General features: G+C 68.3%; 13 protein-coding genes. 4 read left to right on the top strand and 9 right to left on the bottom strand.

Translation table 11 applies throughout. The features are described 5' to 3' along the window. Nucleotides 1-34: 34 nt before the first annotated feature. Together DAT35_RS54620 and DAT35_RS54615 are read right to left on the bottom strand one after the other, a co-directional pair. Nucleotides 35-1,498, bottom strand: coding sequence for a M20/M25/M40 family metallo-hydrolase (locus DAT35_RS54620; RefSeq protein ID WP_108077425.1), 1,464 nt, complete (start codon nucleotides 1,496-1,498; stop codon nucleotides 35-37). 122 nt (nucleotides 1,499-1,620) lie between these two features. Beyond that, nucleotides 1,621-2,070: a universal stress protein gene (locus DAT35_RS54615; protein ID WP_108077424.1), complete on the bottom strand. Its 450-nt coding sequence runs from the start codon at nucleotides 2,068-2,070 to the stop codon at nucleotides 1,621-1,623. Nucleotides 2,071-2,228: 158 nt separating this feature from the next. Here DAT35_RS54615 and DAT35_RS54610 point away from each other — a divergent pair, with 158 nt between their 5' ends. From DAT35_RS54610 to DAT35_RS54600, 3 genes are all read left to right on the top strand, one after another. Continuing rightward, complete coding sequence (locus tag DAT35_RS54610; RefSeq protein WP_108077423.1) at nucleotides 2,229-3,104, top strand: oxygenase MpaB family protein; 876 nt, start codon at nucleotides 2,229-2,231, stop codon at nucleotides 3,102-3,104. A 46-nt stretch (nucleotides 3,105-3,150) separates the two neighbouring features. Continuing rightward, nucleotides 3,151-4,290, top strand: a complete 1,140-nt coding sequence (locus DAT35_RS54605; protein ID WP_108077422.1) for an SGNH/GDSL hydrolase family protein — start codon at nucleotides 3,151-3,153, stop codon at nucleotides 4,288-4,290. 78 nt (nucleotides 4,291-4,368) lie between these two features. After that, the gene (locus tag DAT35_RS54600; RefSeq protein ID WP_108077421.1) at nucleotides 4,369-4,875 is read left to right on the top strand and encodes a hypothetical protein; all 507 of its coding nucleotides are present in this window, start codon (nucleotides 4,369-4,371) and stop codon (nucleotides 4,873-4,875) included. Between the two features lie 401 nt (nucleotides 4,876-5,276). On the opposite strand, the gene DAT35_RS54595 is transcribed toward DAT35_RS54600, so the two are convergent. From DAT35_RS54595 to DAT35_RS54570, 6 genes are all read right to left on the bottom strand, one after another. After that, nucleotides 5,277-6,098: a hypothetical protein gene (locus DAT35_RS54595; protein ID WP_108077420.1), complete on the bottom strand. Its 822-nt coding sequence runs from the start codon at nucleotides 6,096-6,098 to the stop codon at nucleotides 5,277-5,279. 21 nt (nucleotides 6,099-6,119) lie between these two features. Then, nucleotides 6,120-7,760, bottom strand: a complete 1,641-nt coding sequence (locus tag DAT35_RS54590; protein ID WP_158502332.1) for a serine/threonine-protein kinase — start codon at nucleotides 7,758-7,760, stop codon at nucleotides 6,120-6,122. Nucleotides 7,761-7,811: 51 nt separating this feature from the next. After that, complete coding sequence (locus tag DAT35_RS54585; RefSeq protein ID WP_108077418.1) at nucleotides 7,812-9,194, bottom strand: hypothetical protein; 1,383 nt, start codon at nucleotides 9,192-9,194, stop codon at nucleotides 7,812-7,814. A 902-nt stretch (nucleotides 9,195-10,096) separates the two neighbouring features. Continuing rightward, the gene (locus tag DAT35_RS54580; RefSeq protein WP_199243292.1) at nucleotides 10,097-12,292 is read right to left on the bottom strand and encodes a phospholipase D-like domain-containing protein; all 2,196 of its coding nucleotides are present in this window, start codon (nucleotides 12,290-12,292) and stop codon (nucleotides 10,097-10,099) included. Nucleotides 12,293-12,487: 195 nt separating this feature from the next. Then, nucleotides 12,488-16,261 (bottom strand): hypothetical protein, encoded by a 3,774-nt coding sequence (locus tag DAT35_RS59620; protein ID WP_158502330.1) that lies wholly within the window; start codon nucleotides 16,259-16,261, stop codon nucleotides 12,488-12,490. A gap of 149 nt (nucleotides 16,262-16,410) precedes the next feature. Beyond that, nucleotides 16,411-17,772 carry a hypothetical protein gene (locus tag DAT35_RS54570; RefSeq protein ID WP_108077417.1) on the bottom strand — a complete coding sequence of 454 codons (1,362 nt, stop codon included), beginning with the start codon at nucleotides 17,770-17,772 and terminating at the stop codon, nucleotides 16,411-16,413. A 248-nt stretch (nucleotides 17,773-18,020) separates the two neighbouring features. On the opposite strand from DAT35_RS54570, the gene DAT35_RS54565 reads away from it, so the two are divergent. Further along, a complete protein-coding gene (locus tag DAT35_RS54565; protein ID WP_233262267.1) occupies nucleotides 18,021-19,346 on the top strand; it encodes a hypothetical protein in 1,326 nt (441 codons plus the stop codon). A gap of 67 nt (nucleotides 19,347-19,413) precedes the next feature. Here DAT35_RS54565 and DAT35_RS54560 read toward each other — a convergent pair whose 3' ends face one another. After that, nucleotides 19,414-22,728 carry an amidohydrolase family protein gene (locus tag DAT35_RS54560; RefSeq protein ID WP_108077416.1) on the bottom strand — a complete coding sequence of 1,105 codons (3,315 nt, stop codon included), beginning with the start codon at nucleotides 22,726-22,728 and terminating at the stop codon, nucleotides 19,414-19,416. Nucleotides 22,729-22,786 lie beyond the last annotated feature (58 nt).

Here is a 22,786-nt window from a genome sequence, read left to right as displayed (position 1 = left end):
GGTCTGGGCGAATTCCGTCAGCTTCCGCCCTCGCTCACGGGGCCGCGGGCTTGGGCGAGGCCACCGGCGCGGCGGGCGCCTTCGGAGCCTCCGGCGGCGCCTCGGGACGCGGCAGCACCCCGGGCACCTCGGCCAGCACGTAGCTCACCCACGCCAGCGCCGCCGTGCTCTGCGCCAGATCCTTCGGGTCCACCTTGTCCAGCGTGTCCGCCTGCGAGTGGTGCACGTCGAAGTACCGGCTGCTGTCCACCCTCACTCCCACGAAGGGCACCCGCGCCGGCATCAACGGCGAGATGTCCGCGCCCCCCGCCTCGCCCTCGAGCACCTTGCCCGCCCCCAGCGCCTCGAGCGGACGCAGCCACGGGCGCACCAGTTCGTCGGCCCCCGCTCCCGCGCGGAACGCCACGCCCAGCGGCCTGCCTCCACCCGAGTCCATCTCGATGGCCGCCACGTGGTTGGTCAGCTCCGCCGCGTGCGCCTCCGCGTACGCCTTGCCTCCGCGCAGCCCGTTCTCCTCGTTCATGAAGAGCACCACGCGCACCGTGCGCCTCGGCGCTGGCTTCAGCTTCCCGAGCAGCCGCGCCGTCTCCATCACCATCGTCACGCCCGCCCCGTCATCGTGCGCGCCCGTGCCCACGTCCCACGAGTCCAGGTGCGCCCCGAGCAGCACCACCTCCTGCGGCTTCTCGCGGCCCTTCACCTCGGCCACCACGTTGAAGGAGTCCGCGTCCGGCAGCGTCTGGCAGCCCAGCTTCAGCTCCACCTTCACCGGCCCGCTCGCCAGCAGGCGGTGCAGCAGCTCCGCGTCCTCCACCGACACCGCCGCCGCCGGCACCTGCGCCACGCCCTCGTCGTAGCGCATGGCCCCCGTGTGCGGCGAGCGCAGCGACGCCGTGGCCAGCGAGCGCACCAGCATCCCCACCGCCCCCGACTTCGCCGCCACCGATGCGCCTCGCGTGCGCAGCCCGGCATACTTGCCGTAATCCGCCGCCTCCGCCATGGCGTGGTTGAAGAAGACAACCTTCCCCTTCACCTTGTCACCCAGCGCCGCCACCTCGTCGAGCGAGCGCGCCTCGATGACCTCGGCGGTGATGCCCTCGGCGGGCGTCCCCACGCTGCCTCCCAGGGCCATGATGGACAGCGGATGCGAGCGGATGCGCTCCGAGGCCAGCACCCGGGCGCTCTCCTCGCCACGCACCCAGCGCGGCACCTTCACCGGCTCCAGCCACACCTTCACGCCATCCGCCTCGAAGCTCTTCTTCGCCCACTGCACCGCCGCCTCCGCGCCCTCCGAGCCGGACAGGCGCTGGCCGATGCCATCGGTGAGCTCGGCGAGGCGCGCGTAGGCATGGCCCTCGGTGAGCGCCGAGCCGATGAGCTGCCCCGCCACCTGCTGCGAGGGGCCCGAGTCCTTCGTCGCGGTTGCCGCGGCCGGGGCCTTCGGCGCGGCGGTGAGCAGGGACAGCAGTGCGGCGGACAGGGGAAGCGCGGAGGGCACGTCGAGACTCCGGGAAGAGAGGGGGTGCTGAACTCTCGTCCCGTGAACGGTTCCTCGCAAGCGCTACCGTGGGTTGACTCCGGGTGTGGCCCGGTTGTCTCCTCGAGTTCCAGCCAGGCGGGTTATTTCGCCGACGGCATGCGGTACGTGAACACCGGGCAGGGCGCCAGCCGCACCACCTTCTCGGCCACGCTGCCCATCCTCAAGTGCGACAGGCCCGTACGCCCGTGCGTGCCCATCACGATGAGGTCGTACCCGCCCTCTCCGGCCACCTTCACGATGACCTGCGCCGGCTCCCCCGACTCCAGCAGTTGTTTCGAGTGCGGCACGTTCTCGAGGAAGGCCGAGAGCTGCTGGTCCGCGTGGTTGTGTAGGTAGGTGGACAGCGTGAGCTCGGGCTCGCTGCGCGTGAGCACCACCATCTCGTCACCCGCGTACTCGGATGGACGCCACACGTGCAGCACGTCCAACTTCGCGTCGAAGCGGTTGGCGAAGAAGAACGCCCACTCCAGGGCGCGCTTCGAGGTCTCCGAGAAGTCGACCGGTACGAGGATGCGCTGGACTTTGGTCATGGTTCTCTCCAGGACAGATGCCGCCCCCTCTGTGCAACGGCCGTTCCCACCCGTGCTCCCTCGGAAGCGGCCACCTGGAGCGCGCAAAGGCTGCGCTCCCGCGCACCCAACGCAATTCCTGCACCCACTCGCGACCAGACTGGTGTCAGGATCTGCCCATGCCCCCGCGACACACCATCCTCGAACAAATCCAAAAGCTCGACCCGGAGAAGGATGATCAGCGCATCCTCTTCCTGAGCTGGTACCACGACTTCCCCTGGGACATCCGCAAGGCCCTGGAGTTCGCCCTCTTCCGCACCTTCGCCGTCCCGAGCATCAGCAAACTGCTCGAGTCCACCGGCGAGTTCACGAAGCGTCCCCAGAAGCGCTACGACGATACGGATCTACTCATCGCCGAGTTCGTCGAGCACGGCTACCACAGCGAGCGCGGCCGCCGGGCCATCCGGCGGATGAATCAGCTCCACCACCGCTTCCCCATCTCCAACGAGGACTATCTCTATGTCCTCTCCACCTTCGTCTTCGAGCCGCGCCGGTGGATCGACCGCTTCGGCTGGCGCCCCTACAGCGAGCACGAGCGTCTGGCCACCTGGCACCTCTGGCGCAACGTGGGGCGGATGATGAACATCCGCGACATCCCCTCCACCTACGAGGACTTCGAGCGCTTCAACGTGGAGTACGAGCGCACCTGGTTTCGCTACTCGGAGAGCAACCGCCGCGTCGGCGAGGCCACGCGCGACCTGTTCCTGAGCTGGTTCCTGCCCCGGCCGCTGCTCCGGTTCGGCCAGCCCGTCGTCCACGCCATCATGGATGAACCCCTGCGCGAGGCCTTCGGCTTCCCCGCGCCGCCCTCCTCGCTGCGACGCACCGTGCAAGGCCTGCTGCGCGCCCGGAGTCACGCGCTCCGCTTCTTCCCCTCGCGCGAGCACCCCAAGCTCGTCACGCACCGGCCACACCCGACCTACCCGAACGGGTATGAAATCGAAGAGCTCGGCCCTCCCGACACCCGGACCCGCGACGCGGCCCAAGGCGGGTGACGCTCCCCTCCTCCTGCGCGATACTCGCCTCCTGGAGAAGACTCAGATGAACCTCTCTCGCATCCCCTGGCTGTTGCCTGTCCTCGTCATGGCGGGCTGCGAGCCGTTCGACCCCTGGTTCGACTACGCCGCCGACGACAAGAAGCTGCAGCACGTGGGCCGCATGGACTGGTCCACGCCCGATGGTCCAACGTATGCCCACTCGGGCGTCACCGTCCGTTTCCGATGCAACTGCACCGGCGTGGACGTGGCCTTCGCCGACAACGGCACCGGCGGCGACGAGCACACCAATTGGGTCAACGTCATTGTCGACGGCAAGACAGAGGCCAAGGTCCAGCTCAAGCCGGGCTCGAACATCATCCGGGGTGCTCGCAACCTGAAGAAGGGCGAGCACACCGTGGAAATCGTCAAGCGCACCGAGCCCTATGCCGGCAGCATCCAGTTCCTCGGCCTCAGCCTGCAGGGCGTCCTCCTGGATCCGCCCCCCTGGCCCGAGAAGAAGATGGAGTTCATCGGCGACTCCATCACCTGCGGCTACGGCGACGAGGTGCGCATCTACGCCCCCACCTATACCGAGCCCAACACCGGCTACCACTCCAAGAACGAGGACATCTCCCAGGCGTACGGCACCCTCATCGGCCGCAGGTTCAACGCCGAGGTGGTGACCACCTGCATCTCCGGCACGGGCATCTACCGCAACCTCGATGGCAGCACGGAGGGCCGGGCGTTCCCCTACCTCTACAAGCGCATCTACCCCGACCAGGAGGCCCCGCTCTTCGACACCTCGCTGTTCGCCCCGGACCTCATCGTCATCAACCTGGGCAACAACGACTTCAACGTGCTCGACGACACTGGCATCCCGAGCGCCCCGCCCGCCGACGAGTTCAAGCTGGCCTACGCGAGGTTCATCTGGGATCTGCGCGCGATGTACCCCCATGCGAAGATCATCGCCTCCGTGGGCCCGATGATGAATGACAACTATCCGGAGGGCCGCAAGCACTGGACCAAGATGCAGACCTGGGTCTCCGAGATGGTGGCGTTCCTGGAAGACCCCAACGTCTACTACTTCGCCTACACGCCCATCGTGGGCGACCCGTACGGCGAGGACTGGCACCCCACCGCCGAGTCCCACGCCCAGATGGCCCAGGAGCTGTCCGACTTCATCGAGAAGCACGTCCCCTTCTGACGCGCCGGGTGCCATCGCGAGGGGCCGGGCACTCCATGTATGCTCGCCCTCCCCTTTACCCCCTGGAGCCCTCTGGCCATGGACCGCTTCATCGTCCTGTTCGACGCCTCTCCCATCAACGAGCCGACCCCGTGGATGAAGCAGGCCGCCACTCAGGCCAACCTCCACCTCGTGCTCCAGGATGACATCGCTCGCGCCATCTCCCAGGACCCCAAGGCCCGCGAGACGCTCCCCTACCTGAACGTCACCGGCGCCGATGCGCGCATGGCTCCGTTCTACCAGGCGGCCCTCGACAAGCTCACCCAGGGCAAGCCGCGCATCGCCCTGCACAGCTCCACCTGGACCCTCTACGGGGTGAAGCCCGACGCGCTCATCTACTCGTGGGACCAGATGCAGAACGAGCGCGCCAAGGCCCACAAGATGGGCATGAGCGACCAGAACTACGACTACTTCGTGGAAGAGGCCAAGAAGAAGGTGCGCGTCTTCTTCCAGGGCGTTCCCGCCGAGCGGATGCTCGAGGTCACCGGCACCGACGCCCAGAAGGTCGCCAGCGCCGTGGCCTTCATCAAATCCAAACAGCGCTGACGTCTGGCGCCCGGCACCGGGAAAAAACCACGCCGGTAAACAAGACCTGACCTCTCCAGTGTTGTCGCAGTAGAGACACCGGGGGCCGTGCTATGGCCGCCAGCTGCATGCCATGGAGGCCAACCTGCCCGACCCGCCGCGCTGCGGGTGAGCAACAAGCTGCGGCGCTCGCTCAATGGCTCGCGGTGCGACGAGAGAAATCCGCTTCGCTGGTGGCTGCAATCCGCCAGTGGGCGCTCGCTCAGCGCTCGCTGCCGGGCGTTGAGTATACGCTGGAGCTGTGAAGTGGGCTGACTCCCGGCCAGCTCCGACTGACGCCGCCACTCTCTACTTCGTAACAGCTCGCCCTGCCCCATCCAGACGGGGCAGGGCGGGGCGGGCTGTTATTCCTCACCGCCGGGTCAGTCCGACAGCCAGAGATAGGTGGCCGCGGCGGACAGGGAGACGGACAGCACGGTCGAGAGCAGGGCCCCCGTGAGTTGAGCGTTGGCACGATCCGCTGTCCGTTGTGCGTCCTGGAGGGTCAGGCGTGAGGCCGGACGCCCTAGCGAGGGCTCGTTGAAGCGTGCATCGTCGAGCAGCCGTCTGTTCTGGAGTGCCGAGAGCCCGAGAACCGTCGCTGCGCCTGCTCCCAGGAGCGCACCTCCCCCCGTCACATAGAGAAGGGTGTTCTTCCGGCGTACGGCGAGCGGATCCCGCACCACCATGACCCGGCTGTCCCATTGAGGCAGCAGCCTGGCCTGGGAGGGATCTCCCACGAGGGAGACAGTGACCTCCCGAGGTGGCTGGAGCGAGAGGGTCGAGCGCAGTGCGTCCGTGAACACGGCCACCTCGGAGGCCAGTGTCGACGAATCCTTCAAGGGCAGCATGAAGCTGTGCTGCTTCAGGGAGTCGCCGGTGGGCGTAGCCACGGCGTCGAGCATCACCGCCAGGTCCTCCATGAGGACCCCGGCATCCACCAGGATGACGTGGCTCGCTCCGAGTTTGTATCCCTGCCGGAGCAGGCACGCACGGTTGGCGCGGCATGAGGCAGGCAGGCGCTTCGTGTTGGACAGGAGCGGCACACCTCCTGATTGGAGCACCTCTGAAATCCGGGAGGTCAGCTCCGTGCCGCGCGCATCCGACAAGCCGGTGCCCCTCACCATGAAGACGACAGCCCGAACCCCCTCAGCGGGTGGTGTGGCGGCCTGGGTCAGCATCAAGGCCAATATGAGCGCGTGCATTCATCACCTCCGCGTTTCGGGCTACTTGCGCAGGAACTTCCGCTCCCACTCGTCGAGGAAGAGGTTGAGCTCTCTCCATTGCTGGGCAGTCCGGGCCGCCTGGGCATCCTTCCGGGCCTTCTCGAGGAAGAGGCTGGCGACAGAAGCCTGTTGCCCCTTCGCGCCCGACTGCCGCAGCGTGGTCCCGAGCCGGTCGATACGCTCCAGCAATTGCTGTTCCGGGCTCTTCCGATGCTCACGCTCGGGCGAGGGAGACGCGGAGGCGACGCGCCTGGGCGCGCTCTCCTGGCGAACGACGGGTTCCGAGACAGTCTTCGCCTTGGGGGGAGAGGGCGTCGGCACCGCCTCCTCGCTGGGCGCGACGCGTGCTCCGGCCGAGGCCGGGAGGCTCGGCTGCGCGGGGAGTTCCGCTGCCGCCACGGCGTCCTCCCTCGTGGCCACGAGCGGCTCCTGGCTCGGAGGGGTTGCCTTCTGGACGGGCTCCGTCTTGCTTGCCGCCGGAGCCTCCACGATTGCCGGAGGTACGCCTGGCCGCGGATGCACCACCTCCCGCAGCACCCCGCCCAGCAGCACCCCCACGAGGAGAAGGCACAGAGCTCCAGCCACGGGAAGGTACCTCACGGAGACACCCCGAACCCTGGAGGCCGCGGCCAGCAAGCGCGCCGTGGCGGGAGCCGTGAGACTGCGCAGGGTGGTCGGCTCCTGCGTCGTGTCGCGAGTCCAGGCGAGCATCTGCCGCACCTCCTCGGCCGAACCGGGACGCTGCTCGGGCTTCCGGGACATCAGCCGGAGGATGAGCGTGTCGAGCTCCGGAGGAATATCGGCGCACAGGAAGGAGGGGGGTGGCGGATCCTCCTCGCACTGGCGCAGGACCACCTGGTAGGGCTCCGCCCCGGAAAAGGGCGTGCGACCCGTGAGCAGTTTGTAGGCCAGCACCCCGAGGGCGTAGAGGTCCGTGGATGGACCCACGGGCTGCCCCCGGGCCTGCTCCGGAGACATGTAGCCGGGCGTCCCGAGCATCTGCCCCGCAATCGTCGCTGGCGTGTCGGCGTACGGCTGAACCAGCTTGGCGATGCCGAAGTCGAGCAGCTTCACATACCGCGTGCCGTCCGCCTGCTCGACGAGGAAGACGTTGCTGGGCTTGAGGTCCCGATGGATGACGCCCGCCCCATGAGCGGCACCCAGGGCCGAGCAGATCTCGTCGAGGATGGGGAGGACCTCCTTCACCTCCAGCCGCCCACGCTTCTTGAGCCAAGCATCCAGTGGGACTCCCCGCAGGTACTCCATCACCACGTACTGCCGGCCATCCGGTAGCACCCCGAAACCGAAGATGTCGATGATGCCCCGGTGCTGGATGGCGTTCACGGCACGAGCCTCGGTGAGCAACCGCTGCAGTTCCTCCGGATTCTCGGCGAGCTGAGGCTGGAGGAGCTTCATGGCCACCTCCTTGCCGATGAGCGGTTGCACCGCGCGATAGACGATGCCCATCCCCCCCACCCCGATGCGCTCCTCGATGACGTAGTCGCCAATTCGTGCGCCCACGAGCGAGTCCCAGGGCCTGGGGACCACCGGAATCACCGTGCAAGGGCAGGCGGCCCCCTCGGCGAGGGCCTGTTTGCAGCGTGGACAGGCCGTGGCACGAGGCGTGTGTTCTGGGTGCATCCTCGGCTCCAGCTTCCGATCACGAGCCATCTGTACCGACCCCCGGTCACTTCAAGGACACGCGAACTGCTTCAGGTCGACAGCGGCGTTGCCGGTATTTCGTGGATCGTGCTGGTGCTTGGGCCACTTCGCATCGGTGTCGAGGCCCCGGCTGTCCACCAGGATGGCGCGGAGCCGGGAGCCATGCGGCACGTACCAGATGCCGGGCCTGCCGGGCTGGGCATCCCCACGACCATCACGCGAGCAGTCGAGCGTGGTTGGCAGGGTGACCGGTGCCAACTCCAGCTCGGGCAGCACCCATTCGGAGTCGAGGTGGCTGTTCCACACCTGGAGCGCGCCGGTGGCGGTGGCCGTGTAGACGAGGCCGCCCTGGCCGAGCACGGGCGCTCCCCGCACCGCGCCTCGCGTGCGCGTCCGTTCCAGTTGCTCCGCGCCATCGGGCGAGCGCCATCCCAGAGACGTCCCTCCATCGCCGGTGATGCTGCCGTAGAGGATGCGGCCCTGGGCATCGAGCACCGGGGCCGATGCGAGCGTCTGGAAGCCCTCGGGATTCGTGTCCGCGAACGCCGTGCACACGCTCTTGGGCGAGTTGGAGGAATAGACGATTCCCTGAGTCTGGTTCACTCCGACCAGCGTCGAGCCCGTAATGGCGAGCCGCGAGGCTCCAAAGCACTCGAACCGGTCGATGACCGTGTTGCTGGAAACGCCGGCGGCCATGGTGAAGTGCGAGCCCCGGTGGGTGGCGAAATAGAAGTGAGCGCCGTCGGCGACCATGCCCGCGAAGGACGCGGTGGCTTCCGCGTTCCAGAAGCACTCCCCGGAGGAAGGGCTGTTCCAACGCAACCCCATGAGCTGGAAACCATTGGCCGTGCTGTCGTGGAAACCCGCGAGGATGATTTCCGACTGGCCCCCATCCAGAGAAGACCCGGAGCCCAGGACGAGCCCGCCGGCCTGGTAGTTCGCAGTGCCACCGTCCGGAATGGGGCAGCCACTGAGCGCCTTGCCCCCATTGGCGTAGAGGAGCGCCATCTTCTGAACGGACGAGCCCACCGTGGTGTAGAGCATCTCCACCCGGGCATCGGATTCCTCAGCGACCGCGAGCTGCCCGGAGGGAGGCTCGGTTGCGGCCGACCACCAGATGGTTCCGCCGGGGCGGATGGCGACCACGCCACCATCCAGCGAGGCGCGGTTGGCGACATAGACGATTCCCCGCGAGCCGATGGCGGGAGGCGTGATGATGGTGCGCCCGGTGTCGAGCTCCCACTTCCAGCGGGTGACCTCGAGCTCGCCACTCCCAGAGCCGGTATTGCCGAACCGGTCCTTCCCGACAGCTTCAAGGCGAAACCGCCCGCGGAAGGCCGCCAGTTCCGGACGGGAGAGGTCCACCTCGACGAGGCCGCAATAACCGGCATCGCAGTCGGCGTCAGGGGTCACGGGAAGCGGAGAGTCCGGGCGCCAGCCTCCGTCGGTGGCAACGCCACTGACGATCAGTTGCACACTCTCGGCGGCAATATCGTTGCTCGCGGAGGAGAGCCGGATGAGGACTCTTTCATCCCGCTTCCGCGCCGCCGGGGCCCGCGGGTCCTGGACGACGAGCCCAGGTATCCCCGCGGGCGCAACATCCTCTCCTGGCAGTACCTCGAGGGAGAGACGGGGCGCGGTGGTGTCGGTGTCCCTGGGCCAGCAGAGACCGTCACTGGCACAGACACGACCCTCGGCACAGCTTCCATCTGGCGCACAGCTGAACAGCACACCGTCCCCAACCGTCGCGGACTGGCATGCCCCCTGCGTGAGCCCTAAGCACACCAGCACGAGGACAGGCGGGAAGATGCGGCGCGCGATAAACACGACTTCGCCTCCCTTTTGGGAATCGAGCACGGCTGCTTGCCAGGTGGTGAAGCCCGATGCTTGTCATCACCGTCCGGTTGCGCATCTCGTCCAGAAGGGCAGGCTTTGTGTTGGCCTGTTTGAATTGGAAGCGAAGCCGACGGGGAGAGCACACCTGCGAATTCCAGCCCTGAACACCTGCCTCGGACCGCAGGGTAGATACCTACCAGGCGAACAGGCACCCCGTTGGCGGTGGCGGACGCACTCCCACTCCAGGAGGCCCCCGCCCATGCGCCATCTCCCCACCCTCGTTCCGTTCGTGTGTTTCCTCGTCTCCACCCGTGGCGACCCCACCGCATCCAGCCGCCGGGCATCCACGAGGTGCCGGACCCGGGCTCGTCGGCCGCCGGGCATCCCGGGAAGCATCGCGTGAGTGACGCCCGGAGCTGGAAGGCGCCCGGTCCGGTGCCGAGCCCCTGAGTTCCAGCGGCCCGTCGGCCGCACGCGCGTCAGCGTTTTGTCCGGCGGGCCGTGGTGCGTTTCGCCGCCACTTTCTTGGTCGCGCGTCGCGCCGAGGCCGGTTCCGTCTTCTTCCGGGTGAGGGATTTCCGGACCGGCGACCTGCTCGGGGCCTTCTTCGCGGTGGCCTTCCGGACTGACCTCGTGCTGGGAGCCTTCTTCGCGGTGGCCTTCTTCGCCGGTCTCTTCCGGGCCGATGGCCTGCTGGCGGCCTTCCTCGCTGCGGCACTCTTCGTGGCGGCCTTCCTGGCTGGCCTCGCGCTAGGAGCCTTCTTCGCAGTGGCCTTCTTCGCCGTGCCCGTCCGGGCCGATCGCCTGCTGGCGGTCGTCCTGGCGGCGGCCTTCTTCGTGGCTGCCTTCTTCGTGGTTGCCTTCCGGACTGGCGGCGCGATGGGCGTCTTCGTCGCGGGCGGGGTGGAGGGCGTCACGCGCGAGGGGACCTTCTTCGCCACCGGTGCGGCCTCCTCCCCGGTCGACGGTGTTTCGCGGCGCTCCTGCTCGGAGGGGCCCACCTGGACCTGGATGAGCGTCTGGCGCTCGGAGCACTTGATGTGCTTCGGGTCGTAGTAGCCGGCGGTCCAGGACTCATCGCGGGCGAGCGTCATCGGATTGGACGCCGTCGCCTTCGTCTGGTTGCTGCGGAAGTTGTAGTGGTCGAAGAGACGGATGGCCTCGACGGCGTACACGGTGGCGATCGTTCGGTCGCGGATGGCGAGGAGGTTGTCGCCATTGCTGCTCTCGCCGCCGGCCGAGAGGTTCGACGAGCCGCAGAAGACGACCGGGTCGGGGCCGTTGAAATCACAGACCACGAACTTGTGATGGATGTGCTGGCCCGGTCCGGCATCGACCTCGGTGTCGAAGGGGGGAGGGGCGTGCTGGCGGAGGTAGTCGAAGCTGACGACGCTGGAGTCGTCTCCGCGCCGGAAGAGCTTGAGCTGGCCCGAGCTCTCGATGGTGCCCAGGGAGAGCACCTTCTCGTCGTCAGCAATGTCCTTCAGCGTGGTCATCACCTCGCCACTGCCGCTCATCTCCATGACGGCGAAGAGCACCGAGCTCGAGGCTCCCTGGATGGCGTCGGAGACCTTCCGCAGGGAGAACGGCGGATCCTCATGCGGCGCGAAGCTGAACGAGAACGGGGAGCCATCCAGCGTCTGGTCGAACCACTTCGAGGCGATGTCTGATTTGGGAAAGCCCGTCGGGTCCGTCCACGCCTGCTCGAACGCCTGTTCGTAGAGATCGGCGACCGTGGGGTCATCGAACACGAGGATGCTGTTGGCCTGCACGTACAGGCCGCGCAGCGAGAAATTCGCCGAGCCGGCGAGGACCTTCACCGCCTTTCCGCCCTTCTTCAGGATGAGGACCTTGTCGTGCGAGAAGCGCTTGAAGTGGCCGGTCTTCGTCTGGGCACCCGCGGCCTTCAGGAGCTCGAGCACCTGGGGCTCGGCCGCGTGGGGTCCGGTATGGAGGGACGCGTCGTCCTGGTACACCCGCACGGTGCGCCCGCTCCTGGCGAGCTGCTCGAGCGCGCGGACGACATCTGGCTCGTTGAAGTCATAGGCGAACATGTCGATGTCCGCCTGCTCCTGGCGGGCCTCGTCGAGGAAGCCGAAGAGCAGCTCCCGCGCGTGCGCGCCGAGGAAGGCATACTTCTGGGCATACGGGGCCGTGTCGAAGAGCGGGGGCGTGGGATTGTTCTTCGGCCAGAGCTCCGTGTTGCCTCCGTACTGGTGGATGAACGCCTGCGACGAGACGTAGCCGCGCGTCATGCCCACGGAGACCGAGGCCTCCTCCTCGTCGCGAAGCTCGACCTGGAGCGAGACGCTCGGTCCATCCTTCAGCGTCGGGGTGCTCGGGTCGTCGAAGTAGCGCGCGGTGACGTCGAAGCGGTAGGTGCCGGCGCCGGTGGGCGGAAAGTGGACCCAGCGGAACATCTGGAGGGGGGCCTGGTCGGTGTCGATGTACTTGTTGCCGTCATCGTTGAGCCCCTTCTCGCTCGTGAGCGCGCTCGTGAAGCCGAGACGGTTCTTCACCCAGTACGGCTGGCCGTTCTGGGGCGTCACCCGCACGGAAAACCCGGCGAGCCCCTTCACGTGGTCGGCGTCGACATCGAAGGCGAGAAGGACCGCGCGGTCCCCCGGATGCGCGGTGACGGTGAGGCTTCCCTGAGAGGCGGTAACGGATGACATGGGCTCTCCCCTGTGGATGCGGGAGGAGCCTATGCCTGTCCCGGGCCGTGAGGCCTCGTGGCGCGAGCCCTCGCGTCCCGCTGTGGACACTCGGGCCGTCCTCGGTCGCCACCGCGCCGCCGTGGAAAAAAGTACCCGCGTCACCGGGGGGAAGGTGACGCGGGCACCCGGCCTCACGGAAGACTCACGCGCGGCTCATCCGAAGGCGAACTCGTTTCCGAAGCTGTTCACGTCTTGAATCATGTTCTTGGCGTCGTTCAGGACGTCGATGGTTCCCACCACGCCGCGCAGCGGGCCGGTGATGGCACCCAGGCCCGGGAAGGTGCCCGCCACATCGAGCGCCACTTCCGCGCCCTTGAGGCCCACGGCCACCCAGTCCTTGTTGTCCTTGCCGAGCTCGTCGATGAGGTCCTTGCCGTCGCCGATGGCGCTGATGATGCCGCCGCCCGGGATGGCCGAGCCGCCCGCCTTGGCCACCGCCTCGGCGATCTTCGTCTCGATCTTCGTGCGCACCCCCTCCGGCAGCGCCGACACGAACTGCTTGGCCATCCGGCCCATCAGCTCCATGCCCTCCTGTCCGAAGGGCAGCGTCACGCTCGGCTTGTGCGGCCAGAAGGGCACCTCGAGCTTGAAGTGCTCGCCGTAGCCCATCACCTTGCCCGCGCCCTGCATCATGTCTCCCAGCGCGCCGGTGATGTCGCCCGAGGCCAGCTTCTGAGTGGCCTGGAAGATCTCCCCGATGGCTCCGGACTTCACCAGGCCCTCGTTGAGCTGGTGGTCCCCGAAGAAGCGGCCCACGCTGCCGGGCAGCTTGCCCATCATGTCCAGGAAGCCCGTGGCCAGGTCCGGGTGGTTGGCCGCCAGCGTCTCGCCCGTGGCGCCCAACGCCTTGATGAAGCCTCCCACGTCATGCTTGGAGAAGGCATCCACCGCCTCGCCGAAGTGCTTGCGCACCTCCGGGTCCTTGAACGCATCCGCCCCCTGCAGGACCATGTCCGACAGGCCCTCGGGCAGCTTCAGCGTCTTGGTGAGCTTGTCGCCAATCTTGTTCTTCAGCCCGTCGGGCAGGTCGTTGATGACGCCCACGCCCGACTCGATGGCCTTGCGGATGTCCGGAGGATTCGCCGTGAGCGCGTCCTTGAGCGACATCACGTCGTCCAGCGCCGAGCCCGCGTCCGCCAGGTCCTCCGCCGACTCGAAGCCCACCTTCTGGAGCTTCTCGCGCAGCCCGTCGTTCTTCCACAGCGAGTCCGCCACGGCCTTCATCGCCGGTGCATCCGCCGAGATGCCGCGCAGGCCTTCCTTGATGCCCTCGGGCGTGCCGCTCAGCAGCTTGCCGATGGAGTCGTGCAGCTTGTCGTCCGTGACGAGCGTCTTCACCAACTCCTTGTCGGTGAGGATGTCCTTCAACAGGCCCGGCTTGAGCTTCTCGCCGACCTTGTTGATCATCGTCGAGACGATCTCCGGTGAGCCCTTGAGCGCCTGGCCAATCTCCTTGAGCGCCTCCTCGGGCTTGCCGTTGGCGAAGGACTCGGCCGCGTTCACCAGGTGAGGCAGCGCCGCGCCCGCCTCCTTGAGGTGCTCCGGCGTGATGCCCAGGTTCGAGAGGTTCTTCTTCACCGGCTCGGGCAGCTTCTCGGCGATCTTCTGGCCCAGCTTGGAGATGAGCTCCGGCGCCGCGCCCGCCGCCTGGCCCAGCTCGGAGAGCGCCTTCTTCCAGTCCGGGTTGCCCGGGTTCTCGAGCATGGCCCGCCCGGCCTCGAACAGATGCGGCGCCGCGGCGCCCGCCTGCTTCAGGTCCTCGGCCGTCAGCCCCATCTTGTCCAGCGTGCCCTTGACCTTCTCGTCCTTGGCCGCCGCGTCGAGCACCGCGTTGCGCAGGCCCTCGTTCTTCAGCAGGCCGCTCACGCCCTCCAGTTGCTTGCCGTCCTGGAAGAGCTTCTTCGCCGAGTCGAAGGCCTCATCGTTGTTGATGAGCTCCTTGATGACCGCCGGATCCTTCAGGATGGACTTGCCTACGCCCATGCCCTCGGGGAGCTGCTTCGCGAGTCCCTCGAGCAGCTTCTCGCTCAGCGGACCGCCCTTCTTCAGCGCGTCGCGCATGCTGTCGAGCGCGCCGCCGAAGTCCTTGTTGCCCACCTTCTGCGCGGCGTCCAGGACGGAGGGCAGCATGTCCTTGAGGTTGAGCAGGTCCTTGGGCTCCAGGCCCACCTTGCCCAGCGCGTCCTGCACGGACTTGGCCTTGCCGGCCACGTTGGCCACGATGTCGCGCAGCTTCTCGTTCTTCGCCAGCGCGGAGAGGCCCTCGAGCTGCGTCTTGCCGTCGGCGAGCTTGCCCACCGCGTCGAGCGCCGCCGCGCCGCCCTCGAGCACCTTCTCGCGCGCCTTCGGGTCCGAGAGCAGCTCCTTGGGCAGGCCGTCCAGCTGGCTCGCGACCTTGTCGAGCAGCTTCTTGCCCACCTCGCCCTTGGCGATGTCCGCGTTGCCCTTGAGGGCGTCGCTCAGCGCGGACAGCGCCTTGCCGGGCTCGTTCGCCTGGAGGTGGCCCACCGCCGTGAGCACGCCCTCGGCGCCCTTGCCGAGCTTCTCCAGGTCCTTGCCCTCGAGGCCCACCTGCTTCAGCGCGCCCTCGATGGCCGGGTCCCTCCCCGCCGCCTTCAGCGCCGTGTCGCGCAGTGCGTCGTCGCGGGTCAGGTCCTTGAGGCCCTCCATCTTCGCTTTGGCGTCGCCGCCCAGAATCTTACCGAGCGCGTCTCCGGTGGCCTTGTCGTCGAGGACCTTCTTGGCCACCTCCGGGTTCTTCAACAGGTCCTTGGCCAGGCCCGTCTGCTGCTCGGTGAGCGACTCGAGGCCCTTCTCGGCCAGGTCGCGCGAGCCCTCGGCGGCGGCGCCGCGCAGCTCCGTGAGCGCCTTGTCCGCCTTGCCACCCGCGGCGGCCTCGCTGGCGGCCGTCAGGTGCTCCTGCGCCTTCTTGCTGGCGCCGGCGAACTCCTCCGGCTTGACGCCGATCTTCTCCAGGTTCTTCTTCGTCTCGGCGGGCAGCGCCTCGGCCTTCTGAGCCACGGCCGCCTCGCGCGGGCTCTTCCCGCCCGCGACCGCGTCGGCGAACTTCGGGTCCGCCACGTCCTTGCCCGCGTCACCCGCCGCCTTCGCCGAGGACTGGAGGACCTCGGAGAGCGCCTGGGTGTCCGTGCCCTTGCGCGCGTCCTCGAGCTTCTTGTCGGCGGCCTTGCCCGCGGCGTCACCGTCCGCGGATTGCGCCAGCTGCTTACCGAAGTCCTTCAGCCCGTTGCCGTCCTTGATGCCCAGCTTGTCCAGCGCCTGGCGCGTCTCGGGCTTCTGCGAGAGCCGCTCGAAGTCGCGGTTGGCGTCGAGCTGGCCCTGCACCTCGGTCTTCGAGGGGCCGGACGTGCCGCCCAACTTCTCGGTGGCACCGGGCTGGTTCTCGTCGAAGCCGGACTTCTGCAGCTCGTTGCGCAGCGGGAAGGGCTCGGGCTTGCCCTCGGCCTTCGCGGCGTCGTTGGCCTCGACCGTAGCCTTCTTGGCTGCCTCGGCGGCCTTCGCGGCGTCGGCCTTGGCGTGCTGCGCGGCCTTCTCGGCGGCCTCGGCCGCCTTGTGCTGCGCCACCGCCTCCTTGGCGGCCTTCTGCGCGGCCTCGGTCGCCTTCTTCGCCTCGGCCGGGTTCTTCTTCGGATCCGCCTTCTTGGCTTCCTCGGCGGCCTTCTTTGCCTCGGCCTTCGCGGCCTGCGCCGCCTTCTTCGCCTCGGCGGCCTTCGCGGCCTGCGCCGCCGCCTTCTTCGCCGCCTCCGCCGCCTTCTTCCGAGCTGCCTCCGCCGCCTTCCTCGCGGCCTCCGCGGCGGCCTTCCTCGCAGCCTCCGCCGCAGCTCGCCTCGCGGCTTCCGCCGCCGCTCTCGCCCGAGCTGCCGCCGCTGCCGCCGCCGCGTTTCCGTTGCCGCCGATCGTGGTCATGTGCTTCGTGCTCCCGGGCTCGAAAGGTCTCGGAAATGATCCGGAAATTCAGTACGTCCGAGATTATCGGAACCTGAGAGCGCGAGTTTCCTGCCTCCCTGGGATCAGGCCTGGAGGTGTGAGTTCCCCCCCACCCCAGGTAAGAGTCGCTACCGGACGAGCCTCAGGAAGAGGGCCGATTCCGGGGGCACCGTCACCGGCCCGGAGCCGACGTCGATCATCCCCCCGACACGAGGGAGGAGCACCACATCGCCCGAGCGCGTCACCGCCAGCGTTTCCCCGCGCAGCACGCCGTCGGAGTAGAGGCCGCGTGACCACTCGGAGTTGCCGGAGCCCTCGTAGAGCTTCACCACATAGAGGTGGTTGTCGGGGGAGCCTCCCGCGCGGAAGGGAAGCGTCGAGCCCCCCGCGCTCTCACCCGGACGGTACTGGCCCGTCACCACCACGCAGTTGTCTCCATCCACCGCCACCGCCGTGGCGCTCTCCGCGAAGTGCTGCGCCCAGAGCTCTCCGCCCTTAGAGTTGTAGGCGGCGACGAAGGCGTCCTTCCCATTCGCCCGCAGCAGCTGTCCCTGGAAGCTGAAGCCCCCCGAGAACTCGCCCACCACGAGGATGCGTCCCGAGTCCACCGCCACGCCCGTGGCCAGGCCCTCCGCGCCCCACAGCCCTCGCGACCACTGGTGGCGCATCTCCGGGGAGAAGCGGGCGATGAAGGGGCCGCGGGGGCTCGCCGTGGAGATGGGACCGCCGCCGAGGTCCACCTCTCCCTCGACGAAGCCCACCACGGAGATGTTGCCAGACGAATCCAGCGCCAGCGACGTCACCGACAGGCTGCCCGAGCGAACCACCGGATTGAGCGAGAGCACTCCGCCGTCCTTCACACTCACCCGGCCGACGAGCGCGGCGCCGATGGAGCGCCCCGGGTCGAGGAAGTTCACCGCCACCACCAGGTGCCCCCGGTCCTCGTCCACGGCGAGGGCGCTCGAGGGGAGCAGCGTCACGCCTGGCAGCGACGCGGAGTGGGACCACAGGTGCGTGCCGTCCGGAGCGTACCGGGCGAGGAAGGGCCCCGGGGGCAACGGCTCGCCACCGAGGCTCAGCGAGGGCTCGTGGTGCTCGCCGGCGATGTAGAGGCTGCCCGCGTCATCCACCGCCATCGCGGTCACCGAGGGCCGCACGCCGCTGTAGGTGGGGAAGCCTCGGGACCAGAGGTGCTGCCCATCCGGCGCGTACTTCACCAGTGCGAGCCCCGCCCCTCCGGGCAGTATGGCGCCGCCGAGATTCACACCCGCGCGCTCGTAGGTGAGCGAGGCGAAGGCGTTGCCCTTGCGATCCACGGCCACGGCGCGCCCGAAGACCGAGCCCTCCACCACTCGCGCATGACGCGGAGCGCCCCGCTGCAGTTCCTGCTCGTGAAATCCCAGGGGAGGTGTGGACTCCGGTGACTCCACCACCGCGCCACACCCGAACCCCAGACACACAGCCACCCAGAATCCCCAGCCGCGCCTCATGCCCCCCTCCTTGCACACCCGCGGCATGCGGGCCTCGCGAGCTTGTACATGCGAGCACCGGGCGCCATCGTCTGCCGGGGTAACGCCCCTCCCCGCCGCTGGAGCCCCCACCGGGCAGGCGAGCAAGACGTCCTCCGAGAGGCGCAGGCTCCGTCCTCCATGCGGCGCTCGCGCCTCACCTGGGGGACGTTGTTCCCCCGCCCCGAGCGACGGAGTTTGCCCCCGTCGTTCACAGAGGGGGTTGCCTGATGAATTCCAAGACACAGGCCCCACAAGGGGGCTGGAAGTGGTTGTTGTTGGGAGCGCTCGCGCTCGCCGCGTGCGGTGTGGCGCCGGAGGTGCCAGAGGAAGAGGCGCGGGAAGACTCTGTCTCCGCCATGCATGAGAATGGCGGCAGACCGAGCCCCTCGCCCACCTGGTCCGAGCCGACGTTCGCCTCCGGGTCCGTGGTGGCCTCGGATGGGAATCAGTTCCTCGTCGTCTGGCGCGACACGGGGCGGCCCAACCAGCTCTTCGCCGCGCGCGTGTCGAAGAATGGCAAGCTGCTCGACCCGGATTCCATCAACCTCAATCCCGGCCCCGGTGTCGAGGCGGGGGACCCCGCCGTCGCCTTCGATGGTAAGCAATTCCTCGTCGTGTGGCAGGGACAGCTCTCACTGTTCCTGGTGCGCGTGAAGCGAGATGGCACGGTGGTGGACAGCCCGCCGCTCGCCATCGCGGACATCTTCGGCAGCCCGGCTCCGGCGCCCGCCATCGCCTGTGCGGGGCGCAAGTGCCTGGTGGCCTGGCTCGACTTCGCGGACCCCGCGAGCATCCGCGGCGCCATCGTGCGGACGGACGACACGGGCGTGGGCACCCTGGAGTTCACCATCTCCGCTCCCGTGCAGGCCGTCTCCTCGTTCGGAATCTCCGCGGCCTGGGCCGACAACCGCTTCCTCGTCGTCTGGAGCGACGCACGCTTCGGCGGCTTCAAGCTCCTCGCCGCTCGCGTGAAGTCCGATGGGCAGGTGCTCGACCCGGACGGCTTCCGCGTATCGGACTCGCCCGGTGACCAGACCTCCATGGACGTGGTCGGCACGAAGCAGGGCTTCCTCGTCGCGTGGAGCGACTCGCGCAACGGCACCCGGGACATCTTCGGGACGCTGGTGAAAGGCAATGGCCGCGTGTCCGACCCCGATGGCTTCCCCATCTCCACCGGCCCGGCCGATGACATCATTCCCGCGCTCGCCTACGACGGGCAGCGGGTGCTCGCCACCTGGAGCCGGCTGGCTCCGGGCGGCAGCTCCATCACCATTCGAGGCAACTTCGTGAAGACGAATGGCACGGTGGCCTCGCCGGATGGCTTCCTGCTCTCGGATGACGACTTCGTCCGCGAGGTCGACCAGGACGTGCTCTTCGAGGATGGGAAGTACTTCATGGCCTACGGCGGAGCACCCACCGTCGACGAGCCACCCTTCCAGGTCATCCTCGGCACCCGCCTGAAGAAGGACGGCACGCGCGTGGATGACCCGGCCATCCGCATCTCGCACTCGCCATCGGTCGAGGGGATGACAGCGGTTCCCGCCGCGCGGTGAAGCCCGGGGGAGAGGGGACGAGCGTGTGTCCCCTCTCCTCCGCCATGCTCACCGAGAGGGCGGTGGCTCAGTCTTCCTGGGTGCTGATCGTCGTCGTCGGGCCCCATGTCTCCTGGCCCTCGCGCTCGAAGAAGAGCGGCTCCCGCTTGCGCGAGCTCCCGCCCACCTCGTTGAGCGTCATCGCGTCGAACATGCGCCCGCCCACCATCGTGTAGCGGATGGAGGTGCTGTTGCGCAGGTCCTCGAGCGGGTTCTTGTCCAGCACGAGCAGGTCCGCCAGCTTGCCCTCCTCGAGCGAGCCGATGTCCCCATCCAGCCCCAGGTAGTGCGCTCCCGACAGCGTCGCCGCCTTCAGCGCCTGCAGCGGCTTCATCCCGCCCTGACCGAACATCTGGATTTCCCAGTGCGCGCCCAGGCCCTCGCGCTGACCGTGCGCGCCGAGCTGCACGCTCACGCCCCGATCATTCAGCACCTTCGCCACCTCGGCGATCCGGAAGTGGTTGAACTCGTCGTCGGGCGCCATCACCGGCCGGCGGCTGCGCGCGTCCACCACGCGCCTCGGCACGAACGCGAGCAGGCGCTTGTCGTCCCACACGTTCGTCTTCTGGTACCAGTAGTTCTCACCCCAGACGCCGCCGTACGCGACGATGAGCGTCGGGGTGTAGCCCGTGCCGCTGCGAGACCAGAGCTGCTGCACGTCCGCGTACGCGTGGGCCACCGGCACCGCGTGCTCCACGCCCGTGTGTCCGTCCACCACCATCGTCATGTTGTGCTGGTAGAGCGAGCCGCCCTCGGGCACCACCATCATCTGCAGCTCACGCGCCGCCTGGAGCACCTTCTGCCGCTGGTCTCGCCGAGGCTGGTTGTAGCTCTTCACGCTGAACGCCCCCACGGCCTTCATCCGACGCAGGTGCGAGCGCGCATCCTCCAGCGTCTCGATGGGCGCGCGGAACGCCCCCGCGGCGCCGTACAGGATGGTGCCCGTGGAGAAGACGTGCGGCCCCACCATGCCACCCGTCTTCACCAGCTCGCTCGTGGCGAAGATGGTGTCGGTGTCGTTGGACGGGTCGTGCACCGTCGTCACGCCAAAGGCCAGCGACGAGAGCAGCTTCCAGTTCTGCTCCGGGAGGATGCCCTCGTCACCCATGGCCCCGTGCCAGTGCACGTCCACGATGCCCGGCATCAGCGTCTTGCCGCTCACGTCCACCACCTTCGCCCCCGCCGGCACCGGCACCTTCGCCCTCGGGCCCACCGTGATGATCCGGTTGCCCTTCACCACCACCACACCGTCCTCGATGACCTCGTCCCCCTTCATGGTGATGACGCGGCCACCCACCAGCGCCACCGTGCCCTCGGGCACGTCCGTCTTCGCCTGGAAGCCGATGTCCAGCCCCTTCTCCGGCGCGTCCGGCAGCTTCTCCGGCGCTCCCTCCTGGAAGCGGAAGCTGTCCTTCAGCTCGCGCGTGTACAGCTCGGGGCCCAGCGCCCAGTGCAGCTTCTTGCCGTCCCCGGACCAGTGCAGCCACTCGCCCGCGTCGCGCGACACCTTCGACACCGGCAGCGCCTTCGTCTCGGGGCTCGCCACCGCGCCCTTCGCCCCGCGCGGCAGCGGCATGAGGAACGCGTTGAAGTTCTCCCGGAACGCCACCCACTTCTCGTCCGGCGACACCCGGTACTCCGTCGCCTCGTCGCTCGTCACGTACGTGCGCGGCTCGCTCCCGTCCAGGCGGATGCTCTTGAGCGCGCGCTCGTCGTCCTTCTCGCGCTGGTCCACCGTCAGGAAGAAGACCCGCTCCGAGCCCGCGCCGAAGTGCGGCTGCTCGCCGTCCTTGGCCAGCCGGCGCGGCGTGCCCCCCGAGGCCGGAATCACGAACATGCCCTGGTCATGGCTGTAGAGCCCGCTGCGCAGGTAGCCACCGCCGATGGTGCGGTACACGATGGCCTTGCCGTCCGGAGAGAGCGCCGGCTCGACGTAGTGTCCCGGCCGCGAGGTCACCACCTTGCCCTCACCGCCCGTCACCGGCACCACGCGGATGCTGCCGAGCTTCTCGTCGTCCCACGTCGTGTAGACGATGCTCTTGCCGTCCCGGGAGAACGACGGGTACAGCTCCGAGTGGTCCGTCTGCTTCGTGAGGCGCTTGGGCGTACCGTTCGGCAGGTCGCGCACGTACAGGTGTCCGAGCGCCTGGAACACCACCTTGTCGCCCTTGGGAGACACCTGGACCCAGCGCAGCATCTTCACCGGGAAGGAGTCGGGCGCCACCGACTGCGGGAAGCGCAGCGCCTCGGCGATGGCGCGAGTGCCCCGCACACGGAAGGGAATCTGCGCCACCTTCTTCGTCGCCACGTCGATGCGCTGAAGCTTGCCGCCCGCCCAGAACACGAGCGACTTGTTGTCCGGCGTCCACGCCATCGTCGGGTACACGCCGTGGATGGCCCACGTCTCCTGCATGTCGCGCTCAAGCCCGTCATAGAGGGGCCGCTCCGCGCCGCTCGCGAGATCCGCCACGTACAGCGTGCTCTTGCCGCGCACCCGGCGGATGAACGCCAGGGATTTGCCATCCGGAGAGGGCGTCGGGCGGATGGAGCCGCCCGGACCCGTCACGAAGCGCTCCGTCTCCCGCGTGTCCAGGTCCAGCCGCTGGATGACATAGATTTCGCTGTTCGGGTCCTTGTTGTACTCGAACGACTTCCCGGGCGTGATGTCCTGGCTGTAATAGACATACCGGCCGTCCGGAGAGAACGCGGGCTCGCCCACGTCCTTCTGGTCATTGGGCCGCTCGGTGAGCTGCACGCCGTCACCGCCCGAGCGGTGGTACATCCAGATTTCACCCGCGCCCAGCGAGCGCCGCGAGGTGAAGTGCTTGCGCGCGATGAGGAATTGCCCGTCCGGCGACCACGCGGGGCTGTTGAGCAGGCGGAACTTCTCCTGCGTCACCGCGGTGGGCTCGGAGCCGTCGCGCTTCATCACCCAGAGGTTGTCCCCGCCGCCCCGGTCGCTCGTGAAGGCGATGGACTTGCCGTCCGGGCTGTAGCGCGGCTGCATGTCCCAGGCGATGCCGCTGGTGAGCGCCTTCGCCTCTCCCCCGGTGATGGGCAACGCGTAGATGTCACCGAGCAGGTCGAAGACGAGCTCATCGCCCTTGGGGCTCACGTCCAGGCTCATCCAGGTGCCCTCGGTGACGTCGAGGTCCACCTGGGTGGAGGGGAAGCCGGGGGCATTCACGTCCCACTTCTCCTCGGGCTTCTTGTCCTCGGGCTTGCCCGCGTCCTTCGCGGGCTGCGGAGTGGCGGGAGTGGGGGCCGGCGCCTGCGCGCGGGCGGAGAGGGGCAACGCGCTCGTCAGCACGAGCGCGAGGCAACGGAGGCTCAGTCGTTTCACCGCGAATCCTCGTCGGGTCTTGCGTGAAGGGGAGCGCAGACTACCCCGGCGCGGACCC

The organism is Vitiosangium sp. GDMCC 1.1324, from assembly GCF_003044305.1.
Taxonomy (GTDB): domain Bacteria; phylum Myxococcota; class Myxococcia; order Myxococcales; family Myxococcaceae; genus Archangium.
This window is presented reverse-complemented; position numbering and strand designations above follow the sequence as displayed.